Consider the following 24,675-nt stretch of genomic DNA (forward strand, 5'->3'; position numbering starts at 1 on the left):
GAATTGCTCGCCGATCAGGTATAAGTCGGTCTGTCCTTTGACAGAAGTGGAGGGGGAGAGAGATGCAGCGCAAGTTGGTCGCCTGCGTGACGGGTTTGTTCGCCCTGGCGGCGGCACCTGCCGCGCACGCGCAGTACACGGCACCCGCGCCTGATCCCGGGTTCCGATACATCTTCGACGGAACCGCGACCGGCGCGGATTCGTCGTTCGACAAGTGGGCGTTCGCCGCGGGCACGGCTGCGCAGTCGCGCCCGGCGTCCCAGGGCGGTCAGGGCCAGGCAACGCTGAACACCGCCACCGGCGCCATCGACGTCGGCGCCTCGCCGTTCGGTGCCTACTGGTACCCGGTCAAGGCCTTCGGCGACGCCACGTTCCGCATCCAGTACACGGTGCAGGACACGCCGACGTCCACGCCCAACGGCGGCGTGATGATCCGCACGCCGGAGATCCGCTACACGGGCGCCAACACCACCGAGGTGCTGGCCCAGAAGCCGACCGGCTTCAACTTCGACGTCTGCCCGGGCGCGATCCCGCTGTGCGGGCTGACGGCGCCGGCGCCGTCGACCACCTACAAGTGGCCGGGTTCGACGCCGAACCTGCCGCCGGCCTTCGAGTACACGGGCGGCTACTGCGCGCGTCAGACCGCCGCGGGCGTCTACAACGTCAACGGCCTCAACGGCCAGCCGCTGACGGTCAACGGCAACGCCAACAACCACCAGCACTGGACGCAGGTCGCGTGCGGCCACGAGGTGCAGATCAACGAGTCGCTGACCGGTGGCGGGCCGCAGCCGTCGACGGACCCGATCAAGACGGGCTCGATCTACAACTTCCGCAACCTCAACGCCAAGCAGTCGGGTACCGCCAAGCGCCTCGTGAAGGGCGTCTGGCACGAGATGGAGATCCGCACCATCGGCCAGCAGTACACGGTCCTGGTCGACGGCCAGATCATCAACCAGTTCGACAACTCGATCCCGAAGACGGCCTCACGCGCGGGTGACCCGCCGACGATGGCGCGCCAGCTCGCCGCGGGCTACCTCGGCCTGCAGACGCACGGCGGCAACGACCGCATCTCCTACCGCGAGATGCAGGTCAAGGAGTTCGCCGCGGCGGACCTCCCGGTCAACACCACGGCCCCGTCCGTGTCGGGCACCGGCTTCCAGGGCCAGGCGCTGCGCTGCAACCACGGCGCGTGGAACGCCGCCGCCGGCAGCACGCGCTGGGTCACGTGGTACGCGGCCAACAAGATCCCGGAGAACCACCCGCGCTTCCGTGCGCCGAACCAGCTCGACTACAACAACACCACCACCCCGGCCGAGACTGAGCACGGCACGTCCGCGCTGACGTGGCTGGACGCGCAGATCGTCGGCACCGGCGACACCTACACGCCCACCGCGGCCGAGGTCGGCAAGTCGGTCTACTGCCAGGTCAGCGTCGACAACGCGGGCGCGACCGTGTTCAAGACCGCGCTCGCGCCGGAGATCATCACGGCGACCAACGTCGACGTGCCGGTCGGCGGCTCCGTGTCGGCGACGCTCGCCCTGTCCCTCGGCGCGCCGGCCACGTTCGCCGCGTTCACCCCGGGCGTGACGAAGAACTACGACGCCGACGCCGCCGTGACCGTCACCTCGACGGCCGGCAACGCGACCCTGTCCGTGGCCGACCCGGGCGCGAACCCGGGCCACCTCGTCAACGGCGCGTTCTCGCTCCCGCAGGCGCTGCAGGCGCGCGGTTCGGCGTCCGGCGCGTTCGCCGATCTCGGTGCGAGCCCGCTCGTCGTGCGCACCTACACCGGCCCCGTGTCCGGCGACACCACCCCGGTCACCTACCGCCAGCGCATCGCGTCCACCGACGCCCTGCGCACCGGCACCTACAGCAAGACGCTGACGCTCACGCTCGCGACAACGGAGCCGTAGCCGACGCCAGCCCGCGGGCGGCCACGGCATGGGTGGCCGCCCGCAGCTGCGTCTCCTTGAACCGCAGGACCTCGAAGCCGTCTGCCCGCCAGGCGGCTTCTTTGCGTTCGTCCTCCTTCTGCGTGCGTTCCCGGTCGTGGCCGGGGCCGTCGAGCTCGATCGCGAGTTGGAGCTCGGGCCAGTGGAAGTCGACCTCGTGGCCGGCGAGGTGCGTGTTGACCTTGGGCTCCGGCAGGTTCGCTCTGTCGAAGCCGATCAGGAAGCGCAGCTCGTCACGGCTCTTGGTCCCGGCGCTGCCACTTTCGTGGAGCGCGATGGCCTGCTCGAGCCGCTTGAGGTGACGGCGCCCGTTCGCACGAGCCATGGCTTCGCGGGTGGCCGGGATCGAGAGGCGCTTGCGCCAGTCGGCCTCGTGCAGGAGGTTGGCGAGCTCCCACTTGGTCAGCTCGTCCGTGAGGTCCACGGCCGTGCGGGCGAAGGTGGTGACGGGGATGCCTTTGAAGACGGTGACGTCGCGAGGGTCGAGGTTGCGGCAGCGGTGGAGCCGCGCGTTCGTGCGGACGCGGCGTTCGCGAGGGACAACGACATCAATGAGGGAGACGCGGTATCTCCAAGCGCCGTAGAGCTTCGCGGCGGCGAAATACCCCAACGCGGCGCCTTCTCCGGCCTTGAACACCTCGGCGAGCCACGTCCCCTCCTCGGAGAGCGCCGTGTGCCCGACCGCGTACACCCCTCGGCCGACTCGATGCAGCCTGCCGGCCCGCACCCGCCGCACGATCGCCGCGCTGTCCAAGCCCGCCTGACTCAGCTGCGCGGTCGTCACGATCCCGTATTGCCGCGCGGCAATCCGCGCGATTTCGCCATCCGGACCGGGGGGTGGTCCACCAAACCTTCGTTTTTCGAACCTTTTATCGACCACCCCTGGATCATCAGGGCGGACAGGCACGCGGATCTACACGCGTTTGTGACAAAACTGTGCCATGGACGTGCTGATTGACGCCGACACGGTTCGGTCTCCCGAGCTCAGGCACGAGGTGCCCGCCGCGATTCTTGATCCGTTCCTGTACGGGGAGCGGGAGGGGAACGCGTTCGCGGCGGTCTCGGCGCTGGATGCGGCGAACATCGCGAAGGCGCGGCCGGAGCTCCGGCAGGTCGACGTGATGAGCGAGCTCGGGTTGATGGAGCTGATCGCGGGCGGGATGGGGCGGGCGGAGGCGCTGCTCGAGGTGCGGGCTCGGGCGTGTGAGGTGTGGGGGATCACGGAGGCCGCGGTGCCGCCGACGTTCCCGCTCGCCACGGCGCGTTATCTCGAGGCGCGCGGGATCACGCTGCACGTCGACGGCGAGCGGTTCGCCGCGCGGCGGCGCCGCAAGAACGCGGCCGAGCTCGAGGGGATCAAGCGCGCCACGCGCGCGGCCGAGCACGGCCTGCGAGCCGCTCGCGAGGCACTGCGGGAAGGGCTCACGTGTGAGGAGCTGCGCACGATCGTGCGACAAGCCGTCGAGCCGCACGCCGCGCTCGGGGAGTTCACGGTGGCGACCGGGCCGGACACCGCGACTGGGCACGGGTCCAGCAGCGGGCCGATCAGCGCCGGACAGCCGGTGATCGTCGACCTGTGGCCACAGGATCGTGCGACCGCGACGTTCAGCGACATCGCGCGCACGTTCGTGGTCCGCGAGCCGGACCCGGAGATCGCGCGCTGGCACGGGCTGGTCCAAGCGGTGCTCGAGGACGCGCTCGAGCAGGTCAGGCCGGGCATCGAGGGCAAGCAGCTCTACGCCCGCGCGTGTGATCGGTTCGAGGCCGAGGGGTTCCACACGCAGCGCAAGCCCGGCAAGCAGCTGATGGAGGGCTTCCCGACCGCGCTCGGGCATGGCGTCGGGCTCGAGGTGCACGAGGACCCGGGCCTCGGCCGCTCAGGCACGGAGCTCCTGCCCGGTGACGTCATCACGCTCGAGCCGTTCCTGTGCCGGCCCGGCTTCGGCGGCGTGCAGATCGAGGAGATCGTGCTCGTCACCGAGAACGGCGCGGAGCTGCTCAGCGACCACCCAAGGTCGCTGTGAGGATCGACGCGAGGTCGTCCGCGCCGACCTCGCGCGGCGCCACCGCGAGCAGCCGCTGCTGCGCCAAGGCGCCCTCGACCAGCTCGGGGACGTCGCTCTCGTCGTAGCCCAGCTCGCGCAACGACGGCACGCCCAGGTCGTCCATCAACGACCGCAGCGCTTCCGGGAGCGACCCGCCGCCGAGCAGCGAAGCGGCCCGCGCATGGCGCTCCGGCGACGCCGACTCGGTGAACGCGAACGCGGCCGGCGCGGTGACGATCACCGAGAGCCCGTGCGGCACGAACGGATGCTCAGACGGGTATCCGGGCGGCGTCCACGCGTGCTTCAGGCCCGCGATCGGATACGCGCACGCGTGCGGGATGTGCACGCCCGCGCTCCCGAAGCCGACGCCCGCCATGGATGCCGCGAGCATCATCGCGCCGCGCGCCTCGAGGTCGTCAGCGTCAGCCACCGCGCGACGCAGGAACCGCCCGCCGTACTCCAACGCCTTCGCCGACCACACGTCCGCGACCGGGTTGGAGCCCTGGTACGGCGGCCGCTCACCCGGCGACGCCGGCCGATCGCGCGAGGTGTAGGGCCGCGCCGTGTACGACTCCGCCGCGTGGCACACCACGTCCAACCCGGCCGACGCGACCACTTCGGCGGGCAGCGTGGAAGCGAGCTCCGGATCGACGATCGCCTGCGACGGCCGCAGGTAGCGGTGCGAGATGCCGGTCTTCACGCGCCGCTCGGGGATGTCGAGCACGGCCACGGTCGTCGCCTCGGACCCGGTCCCGCACGTGGTCGGGATCGCGAGGTGCGGCAGCAGAGGACCGGGCACCGCGGCCCCGCCGCCGATCGGCGGGTTCACGTAGTCCATCACCGGCGCCGGGTGGCTGGCGATCAGGTTCGCCACCTTCGCGGTGTCGATCGCCGAGCCGCCGCCCAACGATACGAAGCCGTCGACCTCCGCCTCCACGGCGAAGTCGGCGGCGGCCTGCAGGGACTCCAGCGTCGGCTCGACCCGCACGCCGTCGTAGATCAGCAACTCCACATCGAGCGCCTCGATCACCCGGTCCAGCCACGGCACGCCCGGATCGGCGATCAGCAGCGCCCGGGTCACACCCAGGCGCTGCAGCTCCCAGCCGGCGTCGTCGACCGCGCCGGGGCCGAACTTGATCGGCGTTGCTTCGAGCGTGAAGACGGACTCATGCATCGAGTCCGTCCATACCCGGCTAGCGAATGGTGAAGCTCGTGCGCACGTTGGTGCTCTTCGAGCCCTGCTTGACCGTCGCGGTCACGGTGTACTTGCCCTTCTTCATCCCGCGCGTCGCGCCGAGGTTCAGGCCGATGAGCTTGCCCGGCAGCGCGGAGATCGCGGCGGCGTTGCCCGACTTGGAAGCGGGGCCGCTGATCCGGTACGTGCCGCTGATCGGATCGAGCGAGTTGCCGAGGTTGCGCACCGGCAGGATCACGCTGCCGGAGCGGACCTGGGCCGCACCCGTGCGGAAGTTGTAGGCCTTCTTCGCCGGGTTCAGGCGCAGCTTCGAGATCAGCCGGTAGTTCGGGATGATCCCCTTGCGGCCCTTGGTGTTCGTGGGCTTGCCGAGGATGTCGACGGCCGCGTAGAGCGAGCTCTGCCGGCGCACCATGCGGAAGCTGATCGGCCGCTTGACACCCGCGCCGATGTTGAACGTGCGGGTTGTGGCTCGCACGTACCGCGTCAGGTTCGAGCGCGGATCAGCGACGACCGTGCCGTTGAGCTGCTGCTTCCAGCCCCGCACGGTGACGGTCACGCGCAGCGTCTCTTTGGTGGTGTTGTTGAGCGTGAGCGAGCCCACGGTGCCGAGCTTCGCGCGGTTCTCGAGTGAAGCCGGCGTGACCGACAGACCACCCGACTGAGCGTGCGCCGCACCCGCAGAACCAAGCACGCCAACGCAGGCGACGACCATCGGCACGGCAATACGCCGCGTCTTCACAGACAACATCAGACCCTCCACAGAGATTGACCCGCGCGCTCGTCCTCATCGAAGCGCAGCCGCAGTGTCTCCCTGCTCCCTAAGCGGGTCCTGAAGGATCACGTAAGGGAACCTTCAGGTTCGCGCGAGCCTGTACGAACGGATACCTTCGCGGGCGTGCCCCGCAACATCGCGCTCCTCCGCGGTATCAACCTCGGCGCCAAGCGCCGCGTCGCCATGGCCGATTTGCGGGCACTTCTCGAAGAGCTCGGCTACACGGACGTGCGCACGGTGCTCGCGAGCGGAAACGCGATCTTCACCGGGCGAACCTCCCGCAGCAAGCTGGAGAAGGCGCTCCAAGACCGCTTCGACATGAAGATCGACGTCGTCCTGCGCACGATGGACGAGCTGCAGGCCGTGATCGACGCCGACCCGTTCACCGACGCGGTCGACAACCCCACGCGCTACTTCGTCGTCTTCCTCGATCGCGAGCCGGACCTCGAGGCGCTCGAAGGCCAGGACTTCGCGCCCGATCGGTTCGTCGCCCGGGGCACCGAGATCTACGCGTGGTGCCCCGAAGGGATGCAGGACTCACGCCTGATGAAGGCCCTGGGCAAGCCGGGGCTCGCCGGCACCGCGACCGTGCGCAACTGGGCGACGGTCAACAAGCTGCTCGACTGAGCCGGCGCCGAAGCGGTCCAGCAGCCGCCGGGCGCCGGCGTCGGCGAGCGTCGCCTGCACGAGCTGCTCGACCCCGAGCTCGCCCGAGTTGCGGACGAGCCGCGCGTGGAGCGTCGGGTGCAGGCCGGCGGGGGCGGGCGCGTTCATCACGGGCGGGGTGAAGCTGCGGCGGGCCGCTTCGATGTCGAGCGCCAACGCGCCAGCTCGCGCGAGCGCCAGGGCGAGGTGCTCGCCGTCGATGCTGCGTGAGCCGTGCCGCGCCGCCTCCTCGCGCGCGCGTACGAGCGCGGCGCGGGCGTCATCCGACAGCCGGGGCGGCGAGGTGAGCTCGCGGTACCGGCGGTGCGCCGCCTGCCGGGAGATCCCGAGCGGCCGCGCGATCTGGGTGTACGTCTGCCCTTCCTGGAGGGCGCGCGCGACCAGGTGGCGCTCGAGGACGTCCAGCTCGCCGCGGAGCGCGGTCAAAGCCCGCAGACTGGCGGTGGGGTCCGCCGTCAACGTCTTCTCGAGCAACGCCAGCGTCTTTTGGGGGTTGTATGAGGCCATTTGTCTCGTCAACGCGCGACGACGAATAAGGTCGGGTTGGAATTCGATCCCGACCTTTCGGGGCACAGGACGTTCAGGATGTGTGGGCCATGACCGCCGTACCGACAACGCTGCGTCTTCGCCGCGAGAGCACCTTGCGCTCGCGGGCCGCGCGTGGGGACTCGGCGGCGTTCGCGGCGGTCTACGAGCGCCATCACCAGGCGCTCTATCGCTACTGCCGGTCGATCCTGCGCCACGAGGAGGACGCGCAGGACGCGCTGCAGAGCACGATGACGCGCGCGTTCGCCGCGCTGCAGGACGAGCAGCGCGACTTCGAGCTGCGGCCGTGGCTGTTCCGGATCGCCCACAACGAGGCGATCTCGATCCTGCGCAAGCGGCGCTCGACCACCGAGCTGGACGACGTCCCGATGCTGTCGGAGATCGAGGACCGCGTGAGCGAGCGCGAGGAGCTGCGGCTGCTGGCGATGGACCTCGCCGATCTGCCGGACAAGCAGCGGGCGGCGCTCGTGCTGCGCGAGCTCAACGGGCTCTCGCACGCCGAGATCGCGGTCGTGCTCGAGACCTCGGCGGCGAACGTCAAGCAGACGATCTACGAAGCCCGCAGCGCGCTCTTCAGCGCGCGGGAGGGGCGTGAGATGCCCTGCGACGACGTCCGCCGGATGCTCTCGGACGGCGACGGCCGCGTGCTGCGCGGCCGCGGCGTGCGCGCGCACCTGCGGACGTGCGCGGGCTGCCGGCGCTTCCAGGCCGACATCGACCAGCGCTCCAAGCGCCTCGCCATGCTCGCCCCGCCGCTGCCGACGGCGGGTGCCGCCGCGCTGCTCGCCCAGATCATCGGCGGCGGTGGCGCGGCGAAGCTGCTCGCGTGCGTGGCGATCGCCGGCGGCGGCGCGACCGTGGCCGCCGTCGACTTCTACAAGCCGCCGCCGCGCGCGACCGCGCAGGAGCAGCCGGACAAGCGCGAGCCGCGGCGGGAGCGTCCGGCCGCCGCGACGCCCACGCCGGTCCCCGCGCTCACCCCGGCGCCGACCGCGACGCCCGGGGCGGTGCTCGCCAGCACGAAGGAGAAACCGGCGACGCGCAAGCGCGACAAGCCGGCGAAGGAGCGCAAGCCGAAGAAGCGTCGCGACACGACGACGGCGCCCGCCGCGCAGTCGCCGGCGGCCGCGACCCCCGAGGCCGAGCGTGAGCGGCCGACGAGCACGCCCGAGCCGCGCAAGAAGGTGAAGCCCGACAAGCCGGAGAAGCCGGCCAAGGTCAAGCCGGACAAGGCCGCGGACAAGGGCACGCCGGACGCGGTCAAGCCGGAAAAGCAGGCCAAGCCCGAGAAGCAGGCCAAGCCGGAACCGCCCGGGCAGGCCAAGAAGGACGAGCAGCCGGCGGCTGGTGCCGTCCCCGCGGAGCCGCCCGGGCAGGCGAAGAAGGACGAGAAGCCGGCGAAGGACGCCAAGCCGGAGTCGCGCGGGCAGGCCAAGGCGAACGAGCGGCCGGCGAAGGAACGCCCGGTTCGCGGCGAGCGCAAGCGGCCGGACCGAGGCGGTTCGCACCGGCCCGACAAGCCACAGAAGCACCGCTCGGTCGAGCCGTCGCCGACCCCGCAGGCGACCCCGGCGCCGACCCCCGAGGCGCCGGACAAGGGCAAGCAGGACCGGTGGCGCGATCGCGATCGTGACCACGGCGGGCGCGGCCGCTGGCGCGACGACGAAGACGGGTAACGTCCTGGCCCATGGAGGTCATCCGTCCCCGCCAGCACGCGACGCAGCGTGGCCGCCCCGACTGGTTCACCGGGGAGGTGTGGATCGACCCGATCTCCACCGGCCCGCACGTGAAGCTGCTGACCGTCCACTTCGCGCCCGGGGCGCGGACCGCCTGGCACACACATCCGTTCGGCCAGACGATCCACGTGACGCAGGGCTCCGGCCTCGCGCAGACGCGCGGGGGGAACGTGGAGCCCATCCGGGCCGGCGATACCGTGCACTTCGAGGCCGGGGAAGACCACTGGCACGGCGCCGATTCAGAGAACTTCATGACCCACTTGGCGATGCAGGAGATCGCCGACGACGGGTCAGACGCGGTCTGGGGTGAGCCCGTCTCGGACGCGGAGTACCTGCAGGACTGAGGGGCGCGTCAGCCACACGGCGACGACGGTCGCGACGCCCAGCACGCCGGCGCCGATCACGAACGCCAGGTGGTAGCCGGCGAGCAGGTCCTCAGGTGCGGTCGACGCGCCGGTGCGCCCGGCGGCGAGCGTCGCCAGCACGGCGAGCCCGATCGCGCCGCCGACCTGCACGGTCGTGTTGATCAGGCCGGACGCGAGCCCCGTGTCCTCGGGCGCGACGCCGGACATCGCGAGCGTCATCATCGCCGGCGTCGAGAGCCCGGCGCCGAGGCCGATCAGGATCGTCGCGGGCAGCACGTCCACGACGAAGTTCCCGTCCACCGGCACGCGCGCGAACAGCAGCAGCCCGGCGAGCACGAACAGCAGGCTCGGGGCGAGGATCGTACGCGGGGCGAAGCGCTGCGAGAGCTTGAGCGAGGTGACGCCCATCACGAGCGTGGACGGCAGGAACGCCAGGCCGACGGCCAGCGGGTCGTAGCCGAGGACCAGCTGCAGGTAGAGGGCGCCGAGGAAGAACAGGCTGAACATGCCAACGACCATCAGCGCCATGACGACGTTGGCACCGCTGACGTCGCGCGAGCGGAACAGGCGCAGCGGCATCAGCGGCGTGGCGATGCGCGTCTGGCGGACGAGGAACGCGGCGAGCGCCGTCGCGGCGACGGCGGCCAGGACGAGCGTGCGGGTCGCGAGCCAGCCGTGCTCGGTGACGCCGAGGATCGTGTAGACGCCGAGCATCACACCGCCCGTGAGGAGCGCCGCGCCCGGCAGGTCGGCGCCGCCGCGCAGCCCGAGGCCCGGCTTGGACGGGACCAGTCGCAGCGCGAGCACGCCCGTGATCACGCCGATCGGCGCGTTGATGAAGAAGATCCAGTGCCAGTCCAGCGCGTCGGTGAGTACGCCACCGGCCAGCAGGCCGATCGACCCGCCGGCGGAGGCGACGAAGCCGTAGACGCCCAGCGCCTTGGCCTGCTCGCGCGGGCTCGGGAACATCGTCACGATCATCCCGAGGACGACCGCGGACGTGAGCGCGCCGCCCGCGCCCTGGATGAAACGCGCGGCGATCAGCATGCCCTGCGTCTGCGCGAGCGCGCACGCGACTGAAGCGACCGTGAAGAGCGCGAGCCCCGCGAGGAAGACGTTGCGCTGGCCGAGCAGATCACCCGCGCGGCCGGCCAACAGCAGCAGCCCGCCGAAGGCGATCAGATACGCGTTGACGACCCACGCGAGCGCGCTCGCCGAGAACCCGAGGTCGTCCTGGATGGAGGGGAGGGCGACGTTCACGATCGTGGCGTCGAGGACGATCATGAGCGTGCCGGCGCAGAGCACGTACAGCGCGGCCCAGCGTGTGCGTTCCGGGGAGGTCATGCCGTTAGGACGACCTCCCACCGCCGAACTCATCGCCCGACGTCCGATTCGTTCAATCTTAAACGTCCTGGACGTTTAACTTTGAGGGCATGGCTGATGTGCTGACGACCATCCCGAACGTCGGTCCCAAGGTCGCCGCGCGGTTGCGGCGGCTTGGGGTCGAACGCGTCGAGGACCTGCGCGGGGCCGACCCCGAGGAGCTCTTCGAGCGGACCTGCGCGATGGAGGGCCGGCAGGAGGACCCGTGCCTGCTGGACACGTACCACGCCGCGGTCGACTACGCCACGACCGGCGAGGCGCGCCCGTGGTGGGAGTACTCGCGCGAGCGACTCGCGCGATAAGACGGTTCTCATCGCCGTCTTAGGTCCAGCCCAGGCGGGCACGCGAGCCTTCGGCGGGTGAGCATGCGCCCGCTGACGATCGTCCTGTGCGCGCTGGCGCTCGCGCTGGGCACTGCTGCCGTCGTCGCGCTGCTCGTCCGGCCGCCCGATCCCCCCGCCGTGCAGGCGATCGAGCTGCTGCCCGGCGCGGCCACCGCCACGCCGACGCCGACGACGTTCGCTCCGCCCGAGGACGACGACGGCCCGGACGACGACGATCCGTTCGACGACGATGAGCAGTAGGACGCGGATCGTCCTGTCGATCGCGGTGCTGTTCGCGTTCGCGACGGCCGTGTCGACGCTGGCGCTGCGCCAGGTGCTGCTCGCGCGGGTGGACGCGCGCATCCAGGCGGCGCTCGCGCAGGAGGTGCGTGAGCTGCAGCGCTTCGCCGCCGAGGTGCGCACGAGCGACGTGCGGACGCTCTTCGACCAGTTCCTCGCGCGGGACGTGCCGGACGAGGCCGAGGCGTCGTTCACGTTCGTGGGCGAGCAGCCGTACCGCTCCAACGCGGACCTCGGGACTTCCACGCAGCTGATCGACGGCGTGCGTGAGCTGAGCGACGTCGACGGCGTCGAGCGCGGCGACATCGACAACGACTACCGCTACGTCGCCGTGCCGGTCAACCTGCGCGGGCAGCGGCGCGGCACGTTCGTGGTCACCGCCGACCTCGGGCACGAGCGCGCCGAGGTGGCCGAGGCCGTGCGCGTCGCGGGTGGGATCGGGTTCGGCATGGTGGTGCTCGTGTCGGTGCTCGCCTACGTCGCCGTCGGGCGGATCCTGTCGCCGCTGCGCGAGCTGGGCGGGACCGCGCGCGCGATCCAGTCCACGGACGACCTCACGCGCCGGATCGACGTGCGCGGCAACGACGACATCGCCGAGCTCGGGCACCTGTTCAACGCGATGCTCGACCGGCTGGAGGCGGCGTTCGCGCTCCAGCGCGAGTTCGTGTCCGACGCCGGGCACGAGCTGCGCACGCCGATCACGATCATCCGCGGGCACCTCGAGCTGCTCGACCGCGACCCGGAGACCTACCGGATCGTGTCCGACGAGCTGGACCGGATGAGCCGCTTCGTGGAGGACCTGCTGACGTTGGCCAAGTCCGAGCGGCCGGACTTCCTCATGCTGTCCGAGTTGGACCTGGACCTGTTGACGGAGGAGCTGATGGCGAAGGCGAAGCGGCTCGGGCCGCGCGAGTGGCGGCTGGAGGCGACCGGCGCGGGGCTGCTGCGCGGCGACCGCCAACGGCTCACGCAGGCGGTCATGAACCTCGCGCACAACGCCGTCCAGCACACGGCCGAGGGCGACACGATCGTGCTCGGCACGTCCCACGAGGGCGACCTCGCGCGGATCTGGTTGGCGGACACCGGACCGGGCGTGCCCGCCGCGGACCAGGAGCGCATCTTCGAGCGCTCGGTCGGGGACGGCACCGGCCTCGGCCTGGCGATCGTCCGCACGATCGCGACCGCGCACGGCGGACGTGTGGAGCTCGACAGCGAGGAGGGGAAGGGGGCGCGGTTCACGATCGTGCTCCCGGCGTCATGAGCAGCCGGATCCTGATCGCCGAGGACGAGCGCAACCTCGTCGCGTTCCTCGAGAAGGGCCTGCGAGCGGCCGGCTACGTGACGATCGCGGTGGGTGACGGACCGAGCGCGATCGCGTTGGCGCGCGACGAGGACTTCGAGCTGCTGATCCTCGACCTCGGCCTGCCGGGCCTCGACGGGACGGACGTGCTGCGGACGCTGCGCGCGGCGGGCCGGCGGTTGCCCGTGCTGATCCTGTCGGCGCGCGACGACGTGCGCGACAAGGTGGCCGGGCTGCAGCTCGGGGCCGACGACTACCTGACGAAGCCGTTCGAGTTCGACGAGCTGCTGGCCCGCGTGCAGGTGCGGCTGCGGGCGGCGGACGCGGCGGGGGCGGACGAGCCGATGACGCTGCGTGCCGGCGAGGTGGCGCTCGACCTGCGGACGCGGCGGGCGAGCGTGGACAGCGGCGAGCCGATCGAGCTGAGCGCGCGCGAGTTCGCGCTGCTCGAGTTGTTCCTGCGCCACCCGGACCAGGTGCTCTCGCGTGAGCAGCTGCTGGCCCGGGTGTGGGGCTACGACTTCGACCCCGGCTCGAACGTGGTCGAGGTCTACGTGGGCTACCTGCGGCGCAAGCTCGGTGCCGCGCACATCACGACGGTGCGCGGCATGGGCTACCGCTTCGTGCCGTAGCTCAGTCGTCGTCGTTGTCGACGCGCAGGACCTTGCCCGTGCGCGCGTCGACGTCCACGTCGGTGTCGTTCGCGAAGCCGATCTGCCAGACGAGCTGGCCGTCGTCGGCGTCGAGGTCGGCGTCGGTGAGCTGCGTGTTGCCGGCGCGCGGGGCGGCGGCGCGCAGGGCGGCGACGAGCGACGTGCGGGCCTGGGCGACGTCGGCGTCGCGGTCGTCGCGGCGCGTCTTGGTGACCTTGCTTCCGTTGAGGGTCACGAGCTTCTGCGTGCCGTCGGCGAACGTGACCTCCCAGTGGCCCCGCTCGCGGTCGAGCTCGTACGGCTTGGCGGAGGTGCCCTTCGACGCGGTCTGCACGGCGCGGACGGCGTCGGACGAGGAGGCGGCGGTCGCGCCGGTCACGGCGAACACGGTTCCGGCGGAGACGGCGGCGGCGGTGGTCAGTGCGGCAATCGAGCGCTTCTTCATGACGTTCACCCTCGCGCTCGGCGCTAAGACCGCCCTGTGATGAACATGAGAGCCGGCTTATCGGTTGCAAGCACTCGCGCTTGGCGCCGACGCAGTCGGCTGCCGCGTTCGAGGGCCTACAACTTTAGGCATGAGCCTCGTCATCACGGGCGCGTCCGGTCAGATCGGCCGACTCGTCACCGCCGAACTGCTGAAGACCGTCGACGCGTCCGAGCTGATCCTGCTCACGCGCACGCCGGAGAACCTCGACGTGCCCGGTGCTCAGGTGCGCGCGTTCGACTTCCACGACGCGTCGCCCGAGGCGTTCGCGGGCGCCGAGCGGGTGCTCCTCATCAGCGGGAGCGAGATCGGCACGCGCGTGCCGGGGCACAAGGCCGCGGTCGACGCGGCGGTCGCGGCCGGCGCGCAGTTCATCGCTTACACGTCGATCCCGAACCCGTCCGACAACAACCCGATCTTCGTCGCCGGCGAGCACCGCGCGACCGAGGAGCACATCCGCGCGAGCGGTGTGCGCTGGGCGTTCCTGCGCAACAACATCTACGCCGAGATGCAGGCGACCGCGCTGCAGGCCGCGCTCGCCACCGGCAAGCACGTCACCAACGGCGGCCCGGTCTCGTTCGTCGCGCGCGCCGACTGCGCACGGGCGGCGGCCGCGGTGCTGGCCGGCGGCGACCACGACGGGCGCGAGTACGACATCACGGGCAGCGAGCTGTTCGGCCCGGACGAGCTGGCGGCGCTCTTCTCCGAGCTCGGCGGCAAGCCGGTCGAGGCCGTCCAGGTCAGCGACGCGGACTACGCCGCCGGCCTGGTCGAGCACGCCGGCCTCCCGCAGCCGGTCGCGGACGTGATCGCGACCTTCGGCACCGGCGCCCGGCTCGGCTACTCCGCGGTCATCTCGCCCGCCGTGCGCGAGCTCACGGGCCGCGACCCGGAGCCGGCCGGTCGCGTCCTGGGAAGCTAAAGCCCCAGGGCCTTTAGAAAAGTCGGTCGAGGTAGGCGTCCAGCGCCTCGACCACCTGCTTCGCCGAGCCGTCGCCGTAGATGAGCGGCTCGGCGAGGCCCGCGTTGAGCGCGAGCAGGGTCGTCGCCTCGCGCTCGGCGTTCGCGACGCCCGCCTGCTGGAGCATGTCGACGAAGATCGTCTGCAGCTCGACCAGGTCCTTGCGCAGCTCGGCGCCGAGCTCCGCGTTCCAGGTCGCGCGGGCCGCGAAGGCGACGCTGACGCGGTAGCCGGCGGCGCGGCGCTCGTCGAGCGGGAGCAGCTCGAGCAGGATCTCGCGGATCGCCTCCTTCCACGACGTCGCGCCCTCCGCACGCGCCTCGGCGCGGTCGCCCAGTTCCTTGCCGACCGTCCGGTAGGCGTGCCGGAGCATGTCGTCCTTGGTCTTGAAGTAGTGCTGGACGGTGCCGATCGAGACGCCCGCGCGGTCGGCCACGGTGCGGACCGTTGCCGCCTCCAGCCCGGCCTCGGCGACCACGTCGAGCAGCACCTCGGTGAGGCGCGCGCGGCGTTCGTCGTGGTCGACCGGAGCAGGTGTCATACAGGTGTATGGTACGCTGGCGTCATGCCCGCGAAGTTCAGCGTCGAGTATGAGGGGCGGACCGTCGAGGTCATCCCGGACGCGCTGTGGGAGCGGGACCGCGTGCGTCTGGTCGTGGACGGCGAGACGGTCGCGGAGCGCAAGGCGAACGGCAAGCGGACCGTGCTCGAGGGCGACGGCTTCGAGGTGCGGGCCGTGATGCCGTTCTGGGGCGGCAGCGTCTCGCGCGCCTCGCTCGTGCCCGAGGGCAGCGAGGACGAGTACGAGCTCGATCCCGAGCCGGGAACCCGCGCCGCACGCCAAGCCGACTGGGGACGCCGCCACCCGGGCCTGTACGCCTCGCGCTACGTGCTCACGGGCGTCGCGCAGGTCGCGGCGGCGATCATCGGGATCACGTTCGCGCTCAGGCTGCTGCCCTCGATCGACCTGCCGAGCATCCCGCTGCCGTCGATCGACCTGCCGGACCTCCCGCTCCCGTCCTTCCAGATCGACCTCGAGCTGCCGGGCTGGGTGCAGGCGGTGCTCGACTCCAAGCCGTACTGGGTGCCGATCGTGGTCGGGCTCGTGCTCGCCTCGCGCGAGCTGCAGCGGCGCAAGAAGGTCAAGCGTCCCCACTAGCCTTCTGCGCGTGCTCGAGATCGACACGCCTCACGGCCCCGCCCACGCCCACCCGCACCTCGTCGACGGCGCGTCGACCGTGCTCGTGCTCGGCCACGGCGCGGGCGGCGGCGTCGGCGCGCCCGACTTGGTGACCGCGACGAAGACCGCCAACGAGGCCGGCGTCTCGGTCTACCTGATCGAGCAGCCCTACCGCGTCGCCGGCCGCAAGTCGCCGGCACCCGCGCCCCAGCTGGACGCCGCGTGGACGGCCGTCTGCGCGGGCCTGCCGATCGACGGGCGCCGGTTGCTCGTCGGCGGTCGCTCGAGCGGCGCGCGCGTGGCCTGCCGGACGGCGGGCGCGGTCGGCGCCGCGGGCGTGCTCTGCCTCGCGTTCCCGCTCCACCCACCCGGGAAGCCCGAGAAGACGCGGCTGCCCGAGCTCGAAGGCGTCGAGGTGCCGGTGCTGATCGTCCAGGGCGAGAGCGACCCGTTCGGGATGCCGCCGGAGGCGCCGGGCCGCACGATCGTCCGGCTGCGCGGGAACCACAGCCTGCGCAGCGATGTCAACGGGCTGCGCGACGCAGTCCGCTCGTTCTTGCCCTAGATCGCGGGGACGATCGCGACGTCGACGAGCCGCGCGCAGGTCGCGCGTGCGCGGGCCGGCGCGAGCATCAGCTCGTCCAGCACACCGCGGAGCGTGCGGGCCGCGAGCGTGGGGGAGAGCCGCGCCGGGCGGACCGACACCGCGCACACCATGCGGACGTACGCCGTGCCGCGCTGGTGCGCGACGGGCTCGACCGCGAATGAGTCAAGGTGGTAGCCCTCGGTGTCCAGGCTCGCGTGCTCGTGGCGGTGCTCGAGGTCGCCGAGCAGCTCGGCGGCCCAGTCGGTGTCCCGCCGTTGCGCGCACAGGCAGTCGACCGCCCATACGCCGACGACCTCCGCGCGCCGTACCAGGCGATCCTGCAGTTCCGTGGCGGGGCGTGAGGGTGTTGCGGTCGCGGCCATGGGCTCTCTCCTGAAACCAGACTCTCCGCCAGCCGCTCTTCCCGTCTGTCAGGCGGTTTACACGTTAAGTCGGTACAGCACGTGGTCGCCGAAGTGCTTGTACGGGGCGGTCTTCTCGTAACGGAACCCGAGCTTCTCCATGACGCGCCGCGATGCACCGTTCTCCGGGAGCGTGAACGCGACGATGTCCTCGAGCCGCAGGTGTTCGGCTGCGACCTGGATCGAGAGGTTCCCGAGCTCGGTCGCGAAGCCCTCGCCCCAGCGGTCCGGCGCGGTCGTCCAGCCCACCTCGACCTCGGGCCGCCCGTCGAACTCGGTGCGCCGCACACCCCCGCGCGCGAGCGGCTGGCCGGTGGCGGTCTCGAAGAACATCCACGAGCTGAAGCCATCCCGCGCCCACTCGCGCTCGTTGCCGGCGAGCATCTGCGCGACCACCTCGCGGCTCATCACACCGCCCATCGTCGCGCCGACGCGTGGGTCCCCGAAGATCGGCGCGAGCGCGTCCAGATGCCGAGCACCGGCGGCCTCGCCGCGCATCCGCGCTGTGGTGACGACCTCGGGCGCACGCACTGGACGCAGTGTGACGCGAGCGGATAGCGTCGCTTGGTGCGCAACCTGATTCGGGCCCTTCGCGGCAAGCCGGTCGAGCTCTCGCCCAAGCAGCAGGAGAAGCTGGCGAAGGCGCAGGCGCGCGCCGACGCGCAGATCGCCGCGGCCGAGGCGGCGGGCCGCAAGGCGCAGGAGGAGTACGCGGCGTTCGCGGCCGCGCAGGGCCTGCCGGCGCAGAACGTGACCGCGCCGACCAGCCTGCGCGACGTCGTCGAGCGCGCCAAGGACGCGTTCGGTGAGCTGTTCGACGACCGGCGCGACGTGATCGATCCGGGGCCCGGGGCGGACTTCAACCGCCCGCCCGCGGAGCTCGAGGACCCGTCCGAGCGAGCGCAGGTGGTCATGCGCGAGCACGCCGCGCGCGACGGCGCCCGCGCGCCGTACACCGCTGATCGCCTCCCGGCGGTCGCGTTCACGTGCGTCGCCGCGACGGGCAGCACGCAGCTCCAGGCGATCGCCGACGCGCTCACGCAGGCCAACCCGGCCGGGGTCTACGGCGTCTATCGCGTGCCCGACCGCTTCGACCACAAGCGCCTGAAGGAACGTGACGCGTACGTCGAATGGGAGATCGTCCACACGCCCGGCGCGCTGACCCAGGCGCCGACGACCGTCGCCACCAGCGCGCTGAGCCGCGCCGCGCACCTCGTCCAGCGCTCGCCGGGCGACCCGTCCGTGCTCGACGAGGACGTGATGGGCGCCGCGCTCTCCGGCCGCCCGCCCGACGACTGCTTCGGCCTCACGCGCTTCCTCACCCTGCGCGGCACCGACACCGAGGGCCAGGTGAGCTGGGACGCGCACATCGAGGGCGTGCTGGCGATCACGCGCACCGGCCTCAGCGACGCGTTCGTCGAGGCCGCCCCGCACGCGACGCTCGCCCCGAGCCCGTTCCACCTCGAGATCCTCGACTGGGAGTCGGTGGCCGCGTGGGTCGCGCCGTGGCGCTGGGGCCCGCCGCGCACGCCCTCGCCGCTCCCGCATCTGCCGAGCAGCCCGCAGGAGCTGCTGACCGCGTACCTCGAGGTCGTCGGCGTGCACAGCGCCGACTGCTACGGCGTCCAGATCACGCGCGGTCGCGAGGGCGACGTCGCCGACCTCTCGCTCGCGAGCATCCGCAAGAACTTCCGGCGCCCCGAGCTGCCGTGCGCGGACGGCGAGCGGCGCGTGCGCTTCCAGACGGCCGAGCAGGTCGTGCTCGCCTACCGCGACCGGCCCGAGTACGCGGCCGGTCGCGAGCGCTGGGCGGCCTACCAGCGTGACGTGCTGCGCGCCCGGCTCGACCACCTGACGGGCGTGCGGCCGCCGATCGTCGTCGACGACCACCCGCGACAGTCGTTCGCCGCGGAAGTCCTCGACTTCGTCAACCCGCTCGACGCCTTCAGCACGTTCCCGCAGCTCTTCAACCGCAACCAGCGGCCGAGCCTCGGCCCGTACTGCGGCGAGCTGCCCGAGACCTAACGCACTCCGACGACGGTCCGGCCCTGGCCGACGATGAAGCCGACCGTCCGCACGGTCACGAACTTCGCGTCGGCGCCGGCGCGCAGCGTCACGCTGAAGCGGCGCCGCTTGTTGACCTCCACGGTCCGCAGCGCCAGCGGCGCTTCGCCCCTGGCGCGCGTCTTTGTGGCGGTGACGAAGATCGGCTCCTCGGCTTCGTGAACCGTCCCCTTGAGCCGCCAGGTGACCCGGATCGCGTCGCCGCGCCGCACCGCGCGCACGTCCTGGACCTCCGCGATCGGCAGCTCGCCCCGACGGGCGTAGCGCACGCTGGTGGTGCGGACCCGGGCGCTCTTGGCCTCAGGCCCGCGATAGAGGACGGTCATCGGCACCGGCCGGAGCTGCCGGCGGGCGAGCACGGCCGCCTGCGGGAACTTCAGCACGCGCCGCCCGGCGCGCTCGAGCGTGAGCTCCTCGTTGAAGTCCGTCGCGAGCTCGCCGAGCGTCGCCCGCACGACGCACGGGCCGCCGCAGGACACGGGAATTCGCAAGGGCTCCTTCGGCCCGAGCCGCCGCGACAGCGGCGCCCCGACCGTGACGCGCGGAGGCGCCGGATCACGCCGCTCGACGACGCCTTCGGCCGCGAGGTGGAGCGAGGTGACGTTGGAACCGTCCTCGTTGGGCTCGGTCCAGGCGAGCGCGGCGGTGCCGTCGGTGAGCGTCGCGGCGAAGACCTGACCGGCTCCGTTGATCACGGGTGCGCTGGGCTGGAGCGTCGCCGGGCCGCCGGCGAGCGGCGTGGAGACCAGCGCCGGCGTGGCCAGCGCGCTCTGCCACGCGAGCGCGGCACGGCCGCCGGCGGTGAGCTGCAGTCGCCCGGGCGCTTCGTTGAAGAGGAACGGCTCGACGCCGAACAACGCCGACACGAACGCGGGCGTGTACAGGAACGGGTCGTTGCCGGGCGGGAAGAGGCCGTTGCCCTGCGCACTCGACGACGCCCAGGGAGCGCCGGCGGCGGGTCGCGCCACGAACTGCACGGTCCCGCGCAGGTACCCCGTCCAGGCCACCGACGCCTCGCCGCTCGGCCCGATCGCGACTGCCGGTCCGACGCCGATCGGGTCGGACGCCTCACCGATCGCGGCGGGCGGCCCGAACGCGCCGCCCGGCGGACGTTCCGCGACCTGGATGGATCTGCCGTCGTGGGCGACGACGAGCGCACGGCCGTCGGGCGCGACGGCGAGGAGCGGCTTGGCCGCCGCGCTCGCGGTCGCGACCTGGGAGGGTGCGCCGAACGGCACGCCCGGCGCGGCGGTGGCGACGGAGACAGGCGCCGTGCGCCGCGCCCCGTCGCCCTCGATGCGCGTCGTGAGCACCAGCGCCTCGCCGGTCGTCGCTGCGAGCGCGCCGCTCACGTGCTCGAGCCGCGGCGCTTGCGCGCCGATCGTCTCGGGCGCCGCGAACGGCGCGCCCGGCGTACGCCGCAGGGCGCGGAAGCGGTACCCGTTGGCCTTCCCGCCGACGATCGTGTCCTCGCGCCAGGTGATCAGCACGTCGCCGCGGTCGGACACCGCCGCGCCGATGCCGCTGATCCCCCAGTCCTTCTCGGCCGGCAGCGGCACCGGCGCGCTCCAGGCGCCGCCGGGGTCGCGGACGGACACGCTGTGGTTGTCCAGGGTGTCGCGCCCGACGATCACGCCCGCGCCGCTCGCCCGGGTGGCGACGGCCTCGCAGTCGAACCACTCGTTGCTGAGCTTGACCGTGCCGATCGGCTTCAGTCCCTCGCGTGTCGCCTGGAGGAACCGCACGCCGGTCCGCACCGAGGCGGAGAGCTCGCCGGGAGTGCCGGTCGCGCCGAGGCAGCCCTCGTCGTCGACGACCTTGACCGGCTCCACCTGGCCGAGCGCGGCCGAGGCCGTCGCGGGCGCGGCGGCCAGGAACGCGAACACGAGCAGCGCGGTGCGCATCAGCGGACCTTGACGGTCTCGCGTAGCGGCAGACCGACCTCCGGGAGCGAGCGGAGCGTCACGTAGCTCAGGCCCTTGGCGTCGTCCAGCGTCACGGTGAACGACTTCGTGCGCTTCTCCGCGAACTCCAGCCGGCCGGTGGACGGGTTGCCATGGTCGTTGCGCTTGGTGCTGGCGGACACGACGAACACCGCGAATCGCGGCGGGTTCGTGATGCGCCAGCTGACCCGGATCGAGTCGCCCTTGCGGACGGCCTTCAGGCCCACCATGCGCGGCTCCGGCCTGGGCGAGCGCGTGACGCGCACGGTGAACGTCTCGGTCTTGGTCTCGAGGCCGCCCGTCGCGCCGTAGCGGACGCGCACGCGCACCTGCTTGGCGCCCCGGGGCACGGAGCGGCGTCAGGCCCGCGTCGATGCTGAGCTCGCTCTCGCCGGAGCGGTAGAGGACCATCACGCCTTCGCTGGCGATGCTGCCCAGGACTTCCGCGCGGACCGTGCACGCCGCGCTGCAGCTGACCGGCAGGCGCAGGGAGTCGTCGTGGTCGAGCACGCGCCGGGTCGGCGCGCCGAAGCGCACGCGCGGGGTCGGGCCGGGCGCGGGCCGCGTGGCGCTCTCCGCCGCGAGGTGCAGCGTGAGCCGGCTCTCGTTCACGTTGCTGACCCAGGTGAGCGCGGGGGAGCCGTCGGCGAGCACGAGCGGCTGCGCGAGCGTCGGGACGTCCAGCTCACCGCCGGCCCCGGCGGTGGCCGGCGCCGCGCCCGTCAGCGGGACGGTGGCCAGGCGCGCGACCGAGCGCTCAGCCCCACTGGCCTCGTTGGCGAAGCCCAGCAGCGCGCGACCGTCCGCGGTGAGGATCAGCGAGCTGTCGGACATCACGCCCGGCGTCAAGAAGCTGAGCCCGCCGCCGGCGATCTCGAGGAACGCGGGTGAGAACCAGAACGGGTCGAAGCCCTTCGGGAGCCGCTCGGCCTTGGCGACGGTCACCGGCGGCCGGAACCCGCCCAGGCCCGGTCGCGTCGCGATCCGGACCTCGCCGAAGCCGCCGGCCCACGCGATCGCGGCGGCGCCGCTGTCGTGCAGGCGCGCGATCGCGGTCCCTCCGGACGGGTCGGTGATGCCGGCCAGCTTGACGGGCGCGCCGAAGGCCCCGCCAGGGGCACGCTCGGCGAACATCACGGCGCTGCCGGTGGTGAAGGCGAGCAGCGCGCGGCCGTCGGCGGCGACCGACAGGCTCGTGAACGCGCTGCGGTCCAGGGTGGTGACGACCGTGGGCGCGCCGACGGTGCCGTCCGGCGCGACGATCGCCGTGCTCGCCGTGGCGGTGACCGGGCCCTTCGCGGAGGCGTCGAGGGCGGTCCACGACAGGATGCCCTCGCCGGCGTTGCTGACCGCGACGTCGAGCGTCCGCGAGAAGGAGAAGCCCGACAGCGTCTGAACCACCTTGGCGGGCCCGAAGCCCTGCCCGGGCGCCCGTTGCGCGACGCGGATCCGCGTACCGGGCTCGGGGCTCATCCGCTCCTCGACCCAGGCGACGATGACGTCGCCGCGGTCGGACACGGCGGCGGTCACGGTCTGCGGAGTCCACCCTTCACGGGCGGCGACGGTGAGCGGCGCGCTCCACGCGCCGCCGGGGTCACGCACGACGGCGACCACGCTGTCGCCATTGAACTGCGTGCCGGCGATCACGCCCGCGCCCGACGGGCGCGCCTCGATCGTGCTGCAGTCGAAGCCCTCACCCGCCTTGACCTCGCCGGCAGCGACGAAGCCCGTCCGCGTCGCCTGCAGGAAGCGGGCGCCGGACTTGCTGCCGATCGCCACCTCCCCGGGCAGGCCCGTGGCGTTGAGGCAGCTCGGCTCGCCGACGAAGTCGTAGGCGGGAGCTTCCGTGAACGACGCCTCGGCGCTCGCGGGCACGAGCAGCAGAGCGGCGGAGATGAGCAGGGAGAGGCGACGTCGGTCCATGACGGCGCGGAGCTTAGATGAGAAATCCCTTAGCGCGGGTGGAACATCCGCTTATGAGTCGGCGCTCAGGAAGCGGATCGTCTCCGCCTGCACCGGATCCATCCACAGCTCCCACCGACCCGACGCCGACTGGCGCTCGTCGTGGAAGTGGTACGGGCGACGCCCGCCGAAATCCCGGGTGCGGACCGTGAACACGCCGCCGAGCACGGAGGCGATCCGCCGCCGCGGCCAGCCCATCGCGTCCTCGATCTGCGGGAACGGCCGCGGCTGGTCGGGCGTGCGCGCGAGCTCCTGCAGCAGCGCGCGCATCAGGTCGCTGCAGCGGTCGTGGAAGGCCGCGATCTCGCCCGGCTCGTCCATGGCGTTGCCTCCGACGTGCTCACGCATCGTCGATCGGGCGGCCCAGGAAGGCCTCGATCGCGAGGAACGTCGCCTTGTGCGCGAGCGGCCCGAGGCGCAGCGCGGCGCCGTCGTCGGTGGTGCGGACGCTCACCGCGAGGTGCACCCGCTCGAGCCGCACGGCCTGCTGCTCGGCACGCGCCCTTCCCGTCTCGCCGTGGTAGTGCGCGTCGATCCCGAACCGCCCGCCCTCGACCGGCCAGATGCTCAGCTGATCCGGCGCCCAGGTCGGGCCGGTCTCGGCGGGGAGCGCCATGAACGGCACCAGGTCCTTGCGCGCGTCCCGCTCGCCGATGTTGCGCCGCGCGGACCACGCGCGGTCGTCCGCGTCGGGCCTGGGTGGCCGCGTCGGCACGATCTCCTTGCTGGGCTCTTCCTTGTCCTTGCGGCGGCGCACGGTGACTCAATGATGGCGTGTGAGAGGCGAAACGCCGGACGGCGCGAATCGCGTGCCTGCACCTCCCGGCACGAAAGAAGGCCTCAATGCACCTGGCGCACGCGCGTGAGCAGTACGTCCGCTGGCTCCTCGTCACCCGCGATCTCTCGCCGCACACCATCCGCGCCTACGACGGCGACCTCGCCGCGTTCGAGCGCTGCGTCGGCGGTCTGCGGCGGGTGGAGACGATCGACCGCGACGTCCTCGTCGGCTTCATCGAGGACCAGCGCGCGACGGGGCTCTCGAGCACGTCGCTCCGACGCCGCGCCTGCGGCCTGCGCGGCTTCTGCGCCTGGCTGCTCGCCCGCGGACTACTGGCCACCGACCCCTGGACGGGCGTCACGGTGGCGGTGGGACGGTCGCGAAAGCTGCCCCGGCTCGTCGCCACCTCCGACCTCGACCGCCTGCTGCGCTCCCTGCGCGAGGTCGCCGCGGTCGACGAGGCGGGGCTGCTGATCCGTCCCCACGACGCCACCACGCTGCTCGCCGTCGCGCTCATGCTCGCCACCGGCATGCGCGTCAACGAGGTCGTCGGCCTCCAGTGCACGGACATCGACCTGCCCGGCCGCACGCTGCGCATCGTCGGCAAGGGCCGCCGCGAACGCCAGGTCTTCCTCACCAACGACTGGATGCAGACGCTGGTCCGCGACTACCTCCGCACCCGCACCGCGCTCGGCGTCACGCATGCACCCCTGCTCTTCAACCGCCGCCTCGAACCACTCTCACCGGCCGCGATGCGCGGCCGCCTCGCCGTCGCCGCCCGCGAAGCCGGCCTGCGCGCCCGCGTCACGCCCCACATGCTCCGCCACACCGCCGCCACCCAGCTGATCGAGGCGGGCGTGGACATCCGCTACATCCAGCGCCTCCTCGGCCACGCGAGCCTCTCGACGACCGAGATCTACACGCACGTCTCCGACCGCGCGCTGCGCGACGTGGTCTCGGCCGCGGACGTGCTGGGGAGAAGCCTGCAGCCGCGATAACTAGGAATTATCGCGTGTCGGTCCTTGCGTCGCCCGCCGACTGCCGGCGCCTCCAGGC

At 72.2% G+C, this 24,675-nt stretch carries 26 protein-coding genes; 14 read left to right on the forward strand and 12 right to left on the reverse strand.

The genetic code is table 11. The annotated features are described in order from the left end of the window. Positions 1-62 precede the first annotated feature (62 nt). A complete protein-coding gene (locus OJ997_RS24375; RefSeq protein ID WP_270027864.1) occupies positions 63-1,913 on the forward strand; it encodes a 3-keto-disaccharide hydrolase in 1,851 nt (616 codons plus the stop codon). On the opposite strand, the gene OJ997_RS37810 is transcribed toward OJ997_RS24375, so the two are convergent. Beyond that, positions 1,888-2,859, reverse strand: a complete 972-nt coding sequence (locus tag OJ997_RS37810; RefSeq protein ID WP_308213585.1) for a type IV toxin-antitoxin system AbiEi family antitoxin domain-containing protein — start codon at positions 2,857-2,859, stop codon at positions 1,888-1,890. The genes OJ997_RS24375 and OJ997_RS37810 overlap by 26 nt on opposite strands. 34 nt (positions 2,860-2,893) lie before the next feature. Here OJ997_RS37810 and OJ997_RS24385 point away from each other — a divergent pair, with 34 nt between their 5' ends. Beyond that, positions 2,894-3,976 (forward strand): M24 family metallopeptidase, encoded by a 1,083-nt coding sequence (locus OJ997_RS24385; protein WP_270027865.1) that lies wholly within the window; start codon positions 2,894-2,896, stop codon positions 3,974-3,976. On the opposite strand, the gene OJ997_RS24390 is transcribed toward OJ997_RS24385, so the two are convergent. Then, on the reverse strand, positions 3,951-5,171 hold the full coding sequence (locus tag OJ997_RS24390; RefSeq protein WP_270027866.1) for a hydroxyacid-oxoacid transhydrogenase: 1,221 nt from the start codon (positions 5,169-5,171) through the stop codon (positions 3,951-3,953). The genes OJ997_RS24385 and OJ997_RS24390 overlap by 26 nt on opposite strands. Positions 5,172-5,190: 19 nt before the next feature. Next, positions 5,191-5,943, reverse strand: coding sequence for a hypothetical protein (locus OJ997_RS24395; protein WP_270027867.1), 753 nt, complete (start codon positions 5,941-5,943; stop codon positions 5,191-5,193). Between the two features lie 147 nt (positions 5,944-6,090). Here OJ997_RS24395 and OJ997_RS24400 point away from each other — a divergent pair, with 147 nt between their 5' ends. Continuing rightward, complete coding sequence (locus OJ997_RS24400; RefSeq protein WP_270027868.1) at positions 6,091-6,594, forward strand: DUF1697 domain-containing protein; 504 nt, start codon at positions 6,091-6,093, stop codon at positions 6,592-6,594. Here the strand turns inward: OJ997_RS24400 and OJ997_RS24405 are convergent. Beyond that, positions 6,505-7,140, reverse strand: coding sequence for a hypothetical protein (locus OJ997_RS24405; protein WP_270027869.1), 636 nt, complete (start codon positions 7,138-7,140; stop codon positions 6,505-6,507). The genes OJ997_RS24400 and OJ997_RS24405 overlap by 90 nt on opposite strands. An 89-nt stretch (positions 7,141-7,229) precedes the next feature. Here OJ997_RS24405 and OJ997_RS24410 point away from each other — a divergent pair, with 89 nt between their 5' ends. Together OJ997_RS24410 and OJ997_RS24415 are read left to right on the forward strand one after the other, a co-directional pair. Beyond that, positions 7,230-8,855, forward strand: coding sequence for a sigma-70 family RNA polymerase sigma factor (locus OJ997_RS24410; protein ID WP_270027870.1), 1,626 nt, complete (start codon positions 7,230-7,232; stop codon positions 8,853-8,855). 11 nt (positions 8,856-8,866) lie between these two features. Then, entirely contained in the window at positions 8,867-9,259 is a 393-nt protein-coding gene (locus OJ997_RS24415; RefSeq protein WP_270027871.1) for a (R)-mandelonitrile lyase, read from the forward strand. Here OJ997_RS24415 and OJ997_RS24420 read toward each other — a convergent pair. Further along, positions 9,206-10,624, reverse strand: coding sequence for an MFS transporter (locus tag OJ997_RS24420; protein ID WP_270027872.1), 1,419 nt, complete (start codon positions 10,622-10,624; stop codon positions 9,206-9,208). The genes OJ997_RS24415 and OJ997_RS24420 overlap by 54 nt on opposite strands. A gap of 89 nt (positions 10,625-10,713) precedes the next feature. On the opposite strand from OJ997_RS24420, the gene OJ997_RS24425 reads away from it, so the two are divergent. Genes OJ997_RS24425 through OJ997_RS24440 form a run of 4 tightly spaced genes read left to right on the forward strand, consistent with a single transcriptional unit; the run spans position 10,714 to position 13,218 of the window. Then, positions 10,714-10,965: a helix-hairpin-helix domain-containing protein gene (locus tag OJ997_RS24425; RefSeq protein ID WP_270027873.1), complete on the forward strand. Its 252-nt coding sequence runs from the start codon at positions 10,714-10,716 to the stop codon at positions 10,963-10,965. A 57-nt stretch (positions 10,966-11,022) separates the two neighbouring features. Beyond that, positions 11,023-11,247: a hypothetical protein gene (locus tag OJ997_RS24430; RefSeq protein WP_270027874.1), complete on the forward strand. Its 225-nt coding sequence runs from the start codon at positions 11,023-11,025 to the stop codon at positions 11,245-11,247. Further along, entirely contained in the window at positions 11,237-12,547 is a 1,311-nt protein-coding gene (locus OJ997_RS24435) for a sensor histidine kinase (RefSeq protein WP_270027875.1), read from the forward strand. Before OJ997_RS24430 ends, OJ997_RS24435 begins: the two co-directional genes overlap by 11 nt. Further along, positions 12,544-13,218: a response regulator transcription factor gene (locus tag OJ997_RS24440; RefSeq protein WP_270027876.1), complete on the forward strand. Its 675-nt coding sequence runs from the start codon at positions 12,544-12,546 to the stop codon at positions 13,216-13,218. Before OJ997_RS24435 ends, OJ997_RS24440 begins: the two co-directional genes overlap by 4 nt. 1 nt (position 13,219) lies before the next feature. Here OJ997_RS24440 and OJ997_RS24445 read toward each other — a convergent pair whose 3' ends face one another. After that, on the reverse strand, positions 13,220-13,684 hold the full coding sequence (locus OJ997_RS24445; protein ID WP_270027877.1) for a PepSY domain-containing protein: 465 nt from the start codon (positions 13,682-13,684) through the stop codon (positions 13,220-13,222). A gap of 130 nt (positions 13,685-13,814) precedes the next feature. Between OJ997_RS24445 and OJ997_RS24450 the strand changes: the two genes are divergently transcribed. Then, positions 13,815-14,645 carry an NAD(P)H-binding protein gene (locus tag OJ997_RS24450; protein ID WP_270027878.1) on the forward strand — a complete coding sequence of 277 codons (831 nt, stop codon included), beginning with the start codon at positions 13,815-13,817 and terminating at the stop codon, positions 14,643-14,645. A gap of 13 nt (positions 14,646-14,658) precedes the next feature. Here OJ997_RS24450 and OJ997_RS24455 read toward each other — a convergent pair whose 3' ends face one another. Next, positions 14,659-15,225, reverse strand: a complete 567-nt coding sequence (locus tag OJ997_RS24455; RefSeq protein WP_270027879.1) for a TetR/AcrR family transcriptional regulator — start codon at positions 15,223-15,225, stop codon at positions 14,659-14,661. Between the two features lie 24 nt (positions 15,226-15,249). On the opposite strand from OJ997_RS24455, the gene OJ997_RS24460 reads away from it, so the two are divergent. Next, complete coding sequence (locus OJ997_RS24460; protein ID WP_270027880.1) at positions 15,250-15,843, forward strand: hypothetical protein; 594 nt, start codon at positions 15,250-15,252, stop codon at positions 15,841-15,843. A 4-nt stretch (positions 15,844-15,847) separates the two neighbouring features. Then, entirely contained in the window at positions 15,848-16,429 is a 582-nt protein-coding gene (locus OJ997_RS24465; protein WP_272600211.1) for an alpha/beta hydrolase family protein, read from the forward strand. Here OJ997_RS24465 and OJ997_RS24470 read toward each other — a convergent pair. Both OJ997_RS24470 and OJ997_RS24475 read right to left on the reverse strand, forming a co-directional pair. Next, positions 16,426-16,833, reverse strand: a complete 408-nt coding sequence (locus OJ997_RS24470; RefSeq protein WP_270027882.1) for a hypothetical protein — start codon at positions 16,831-16,833, stop codon at positions 16,426-16,428. The two genes, OJ997_RS24465 and OJ997_RS24470, sit on opposite strands and share 4 nt — an antisense overlap. Before the next feature lie 57 nt (positions 16,834-16,890). Beyond that, positions 16,891-17,403 carry a GNAT family N-acetyltransferase gene (locus OJ997_RS24475; protein ID WP_270027883.1) on the reverse strand — a complete coding sequence of 171 codons (513 nt, stop codon included), beginning with the start codon at positions 17,401-17,403 and terminating at the stop codon, positions 16,891-16,893. A 36-nt stretch (positions 17,404-17,439) separates the two neighbouring features. On the opposite strand from OJ997_RS24475, the gene OJ997_RS24480 reads away from it, so the two are divergent. After that, on the forward strand, positions 17,440-18,897 hold the full coding sequence (locus OJ997_RS24480) for a hypothetical protein (protein ID WP_270027884.1): 1,458 nt from the start codon (positions 17,440-17,442) through the stop codon (positions 18,895-18,897). On the opposite strand, the gene OJ997_RS24485 is transcribed toward OJ997_RS24480, so the two are convergent. From OJ997_RS24485 to OJ997_RS24495, 3 genes are read right to left on the reverse strand one after another with little or no spacing between them, the layout of a single operon-like run. Next, on the reverse strand, positions 18,894-22,802 hold the full coding sequence (locus OJ997_RS24485; protein WP_270027885.1) for a hypothetical protein: 3,909 nt from the start codon (positions 22,800-22,802) through the stop codon (positions 18,894-18,896). The two genes, OJ997_RS24480 and OJ997_RS24485, sit on opposite strands and share 4 nt — an antisense overlap. A gap of 51 nt (positions 22,803-22,853) precedes the next feature. Then, positions 22,854-23,189 carry a hypothetical protein gene (locus OJ997_RS24490; RefSeq protein WP_270027886.1) on the reverse strand — a complete coding sequence of 112 codons (336 nt, stop codon included), beginning with the start codon at positions 23,187-23,189 and terminating at the stop codon, positions 22,854-22,856. Beyond that, positions 23,182-23,598: a hypothetical protein gene (locus OJ997_RS24495; protein WP_270027887.1), complete on the reverse strand. Its 417-nt coding sequence runs from the start codon at positions 23,596-23,598 to the stop codon at positions 23,182-23,184. Before OJ997_RS24495 ends, OJ997_RS24490 begins: the two co-directional genes overlap by 8 nt. Positions 23,599-23,684: 86 nt before the next feature. Between OJ997_RS24495 and OJ997_RS24500 the strand changes: the two genes are divergently transcribed. Continuing rightward, complete coding sequence (locus tag OJ997_RS24500) at positions 23,685-24,617, forward strand: tyrosine-type recombinase/integrase (RefSeq protein WP_270027888.1); 933 nt, start codon at positions 23,685-23,687, stop codon at positions 24,615-24,617. Positions 24,618-24,675 lie beyond the last annotated feature (58 nt).

The sequence above is a fragment of the Solirubrobacter phytolaccae genome (assembly GCF_027587195.1).
Classification (GTDB): domain Bacteria; phylum Actinomycetota; class Thermoleophilia; order Solirubrobacterales; family Solirubrobacteraceae; genus Solirubrobacter; species Solirubrobacter phytolaccae.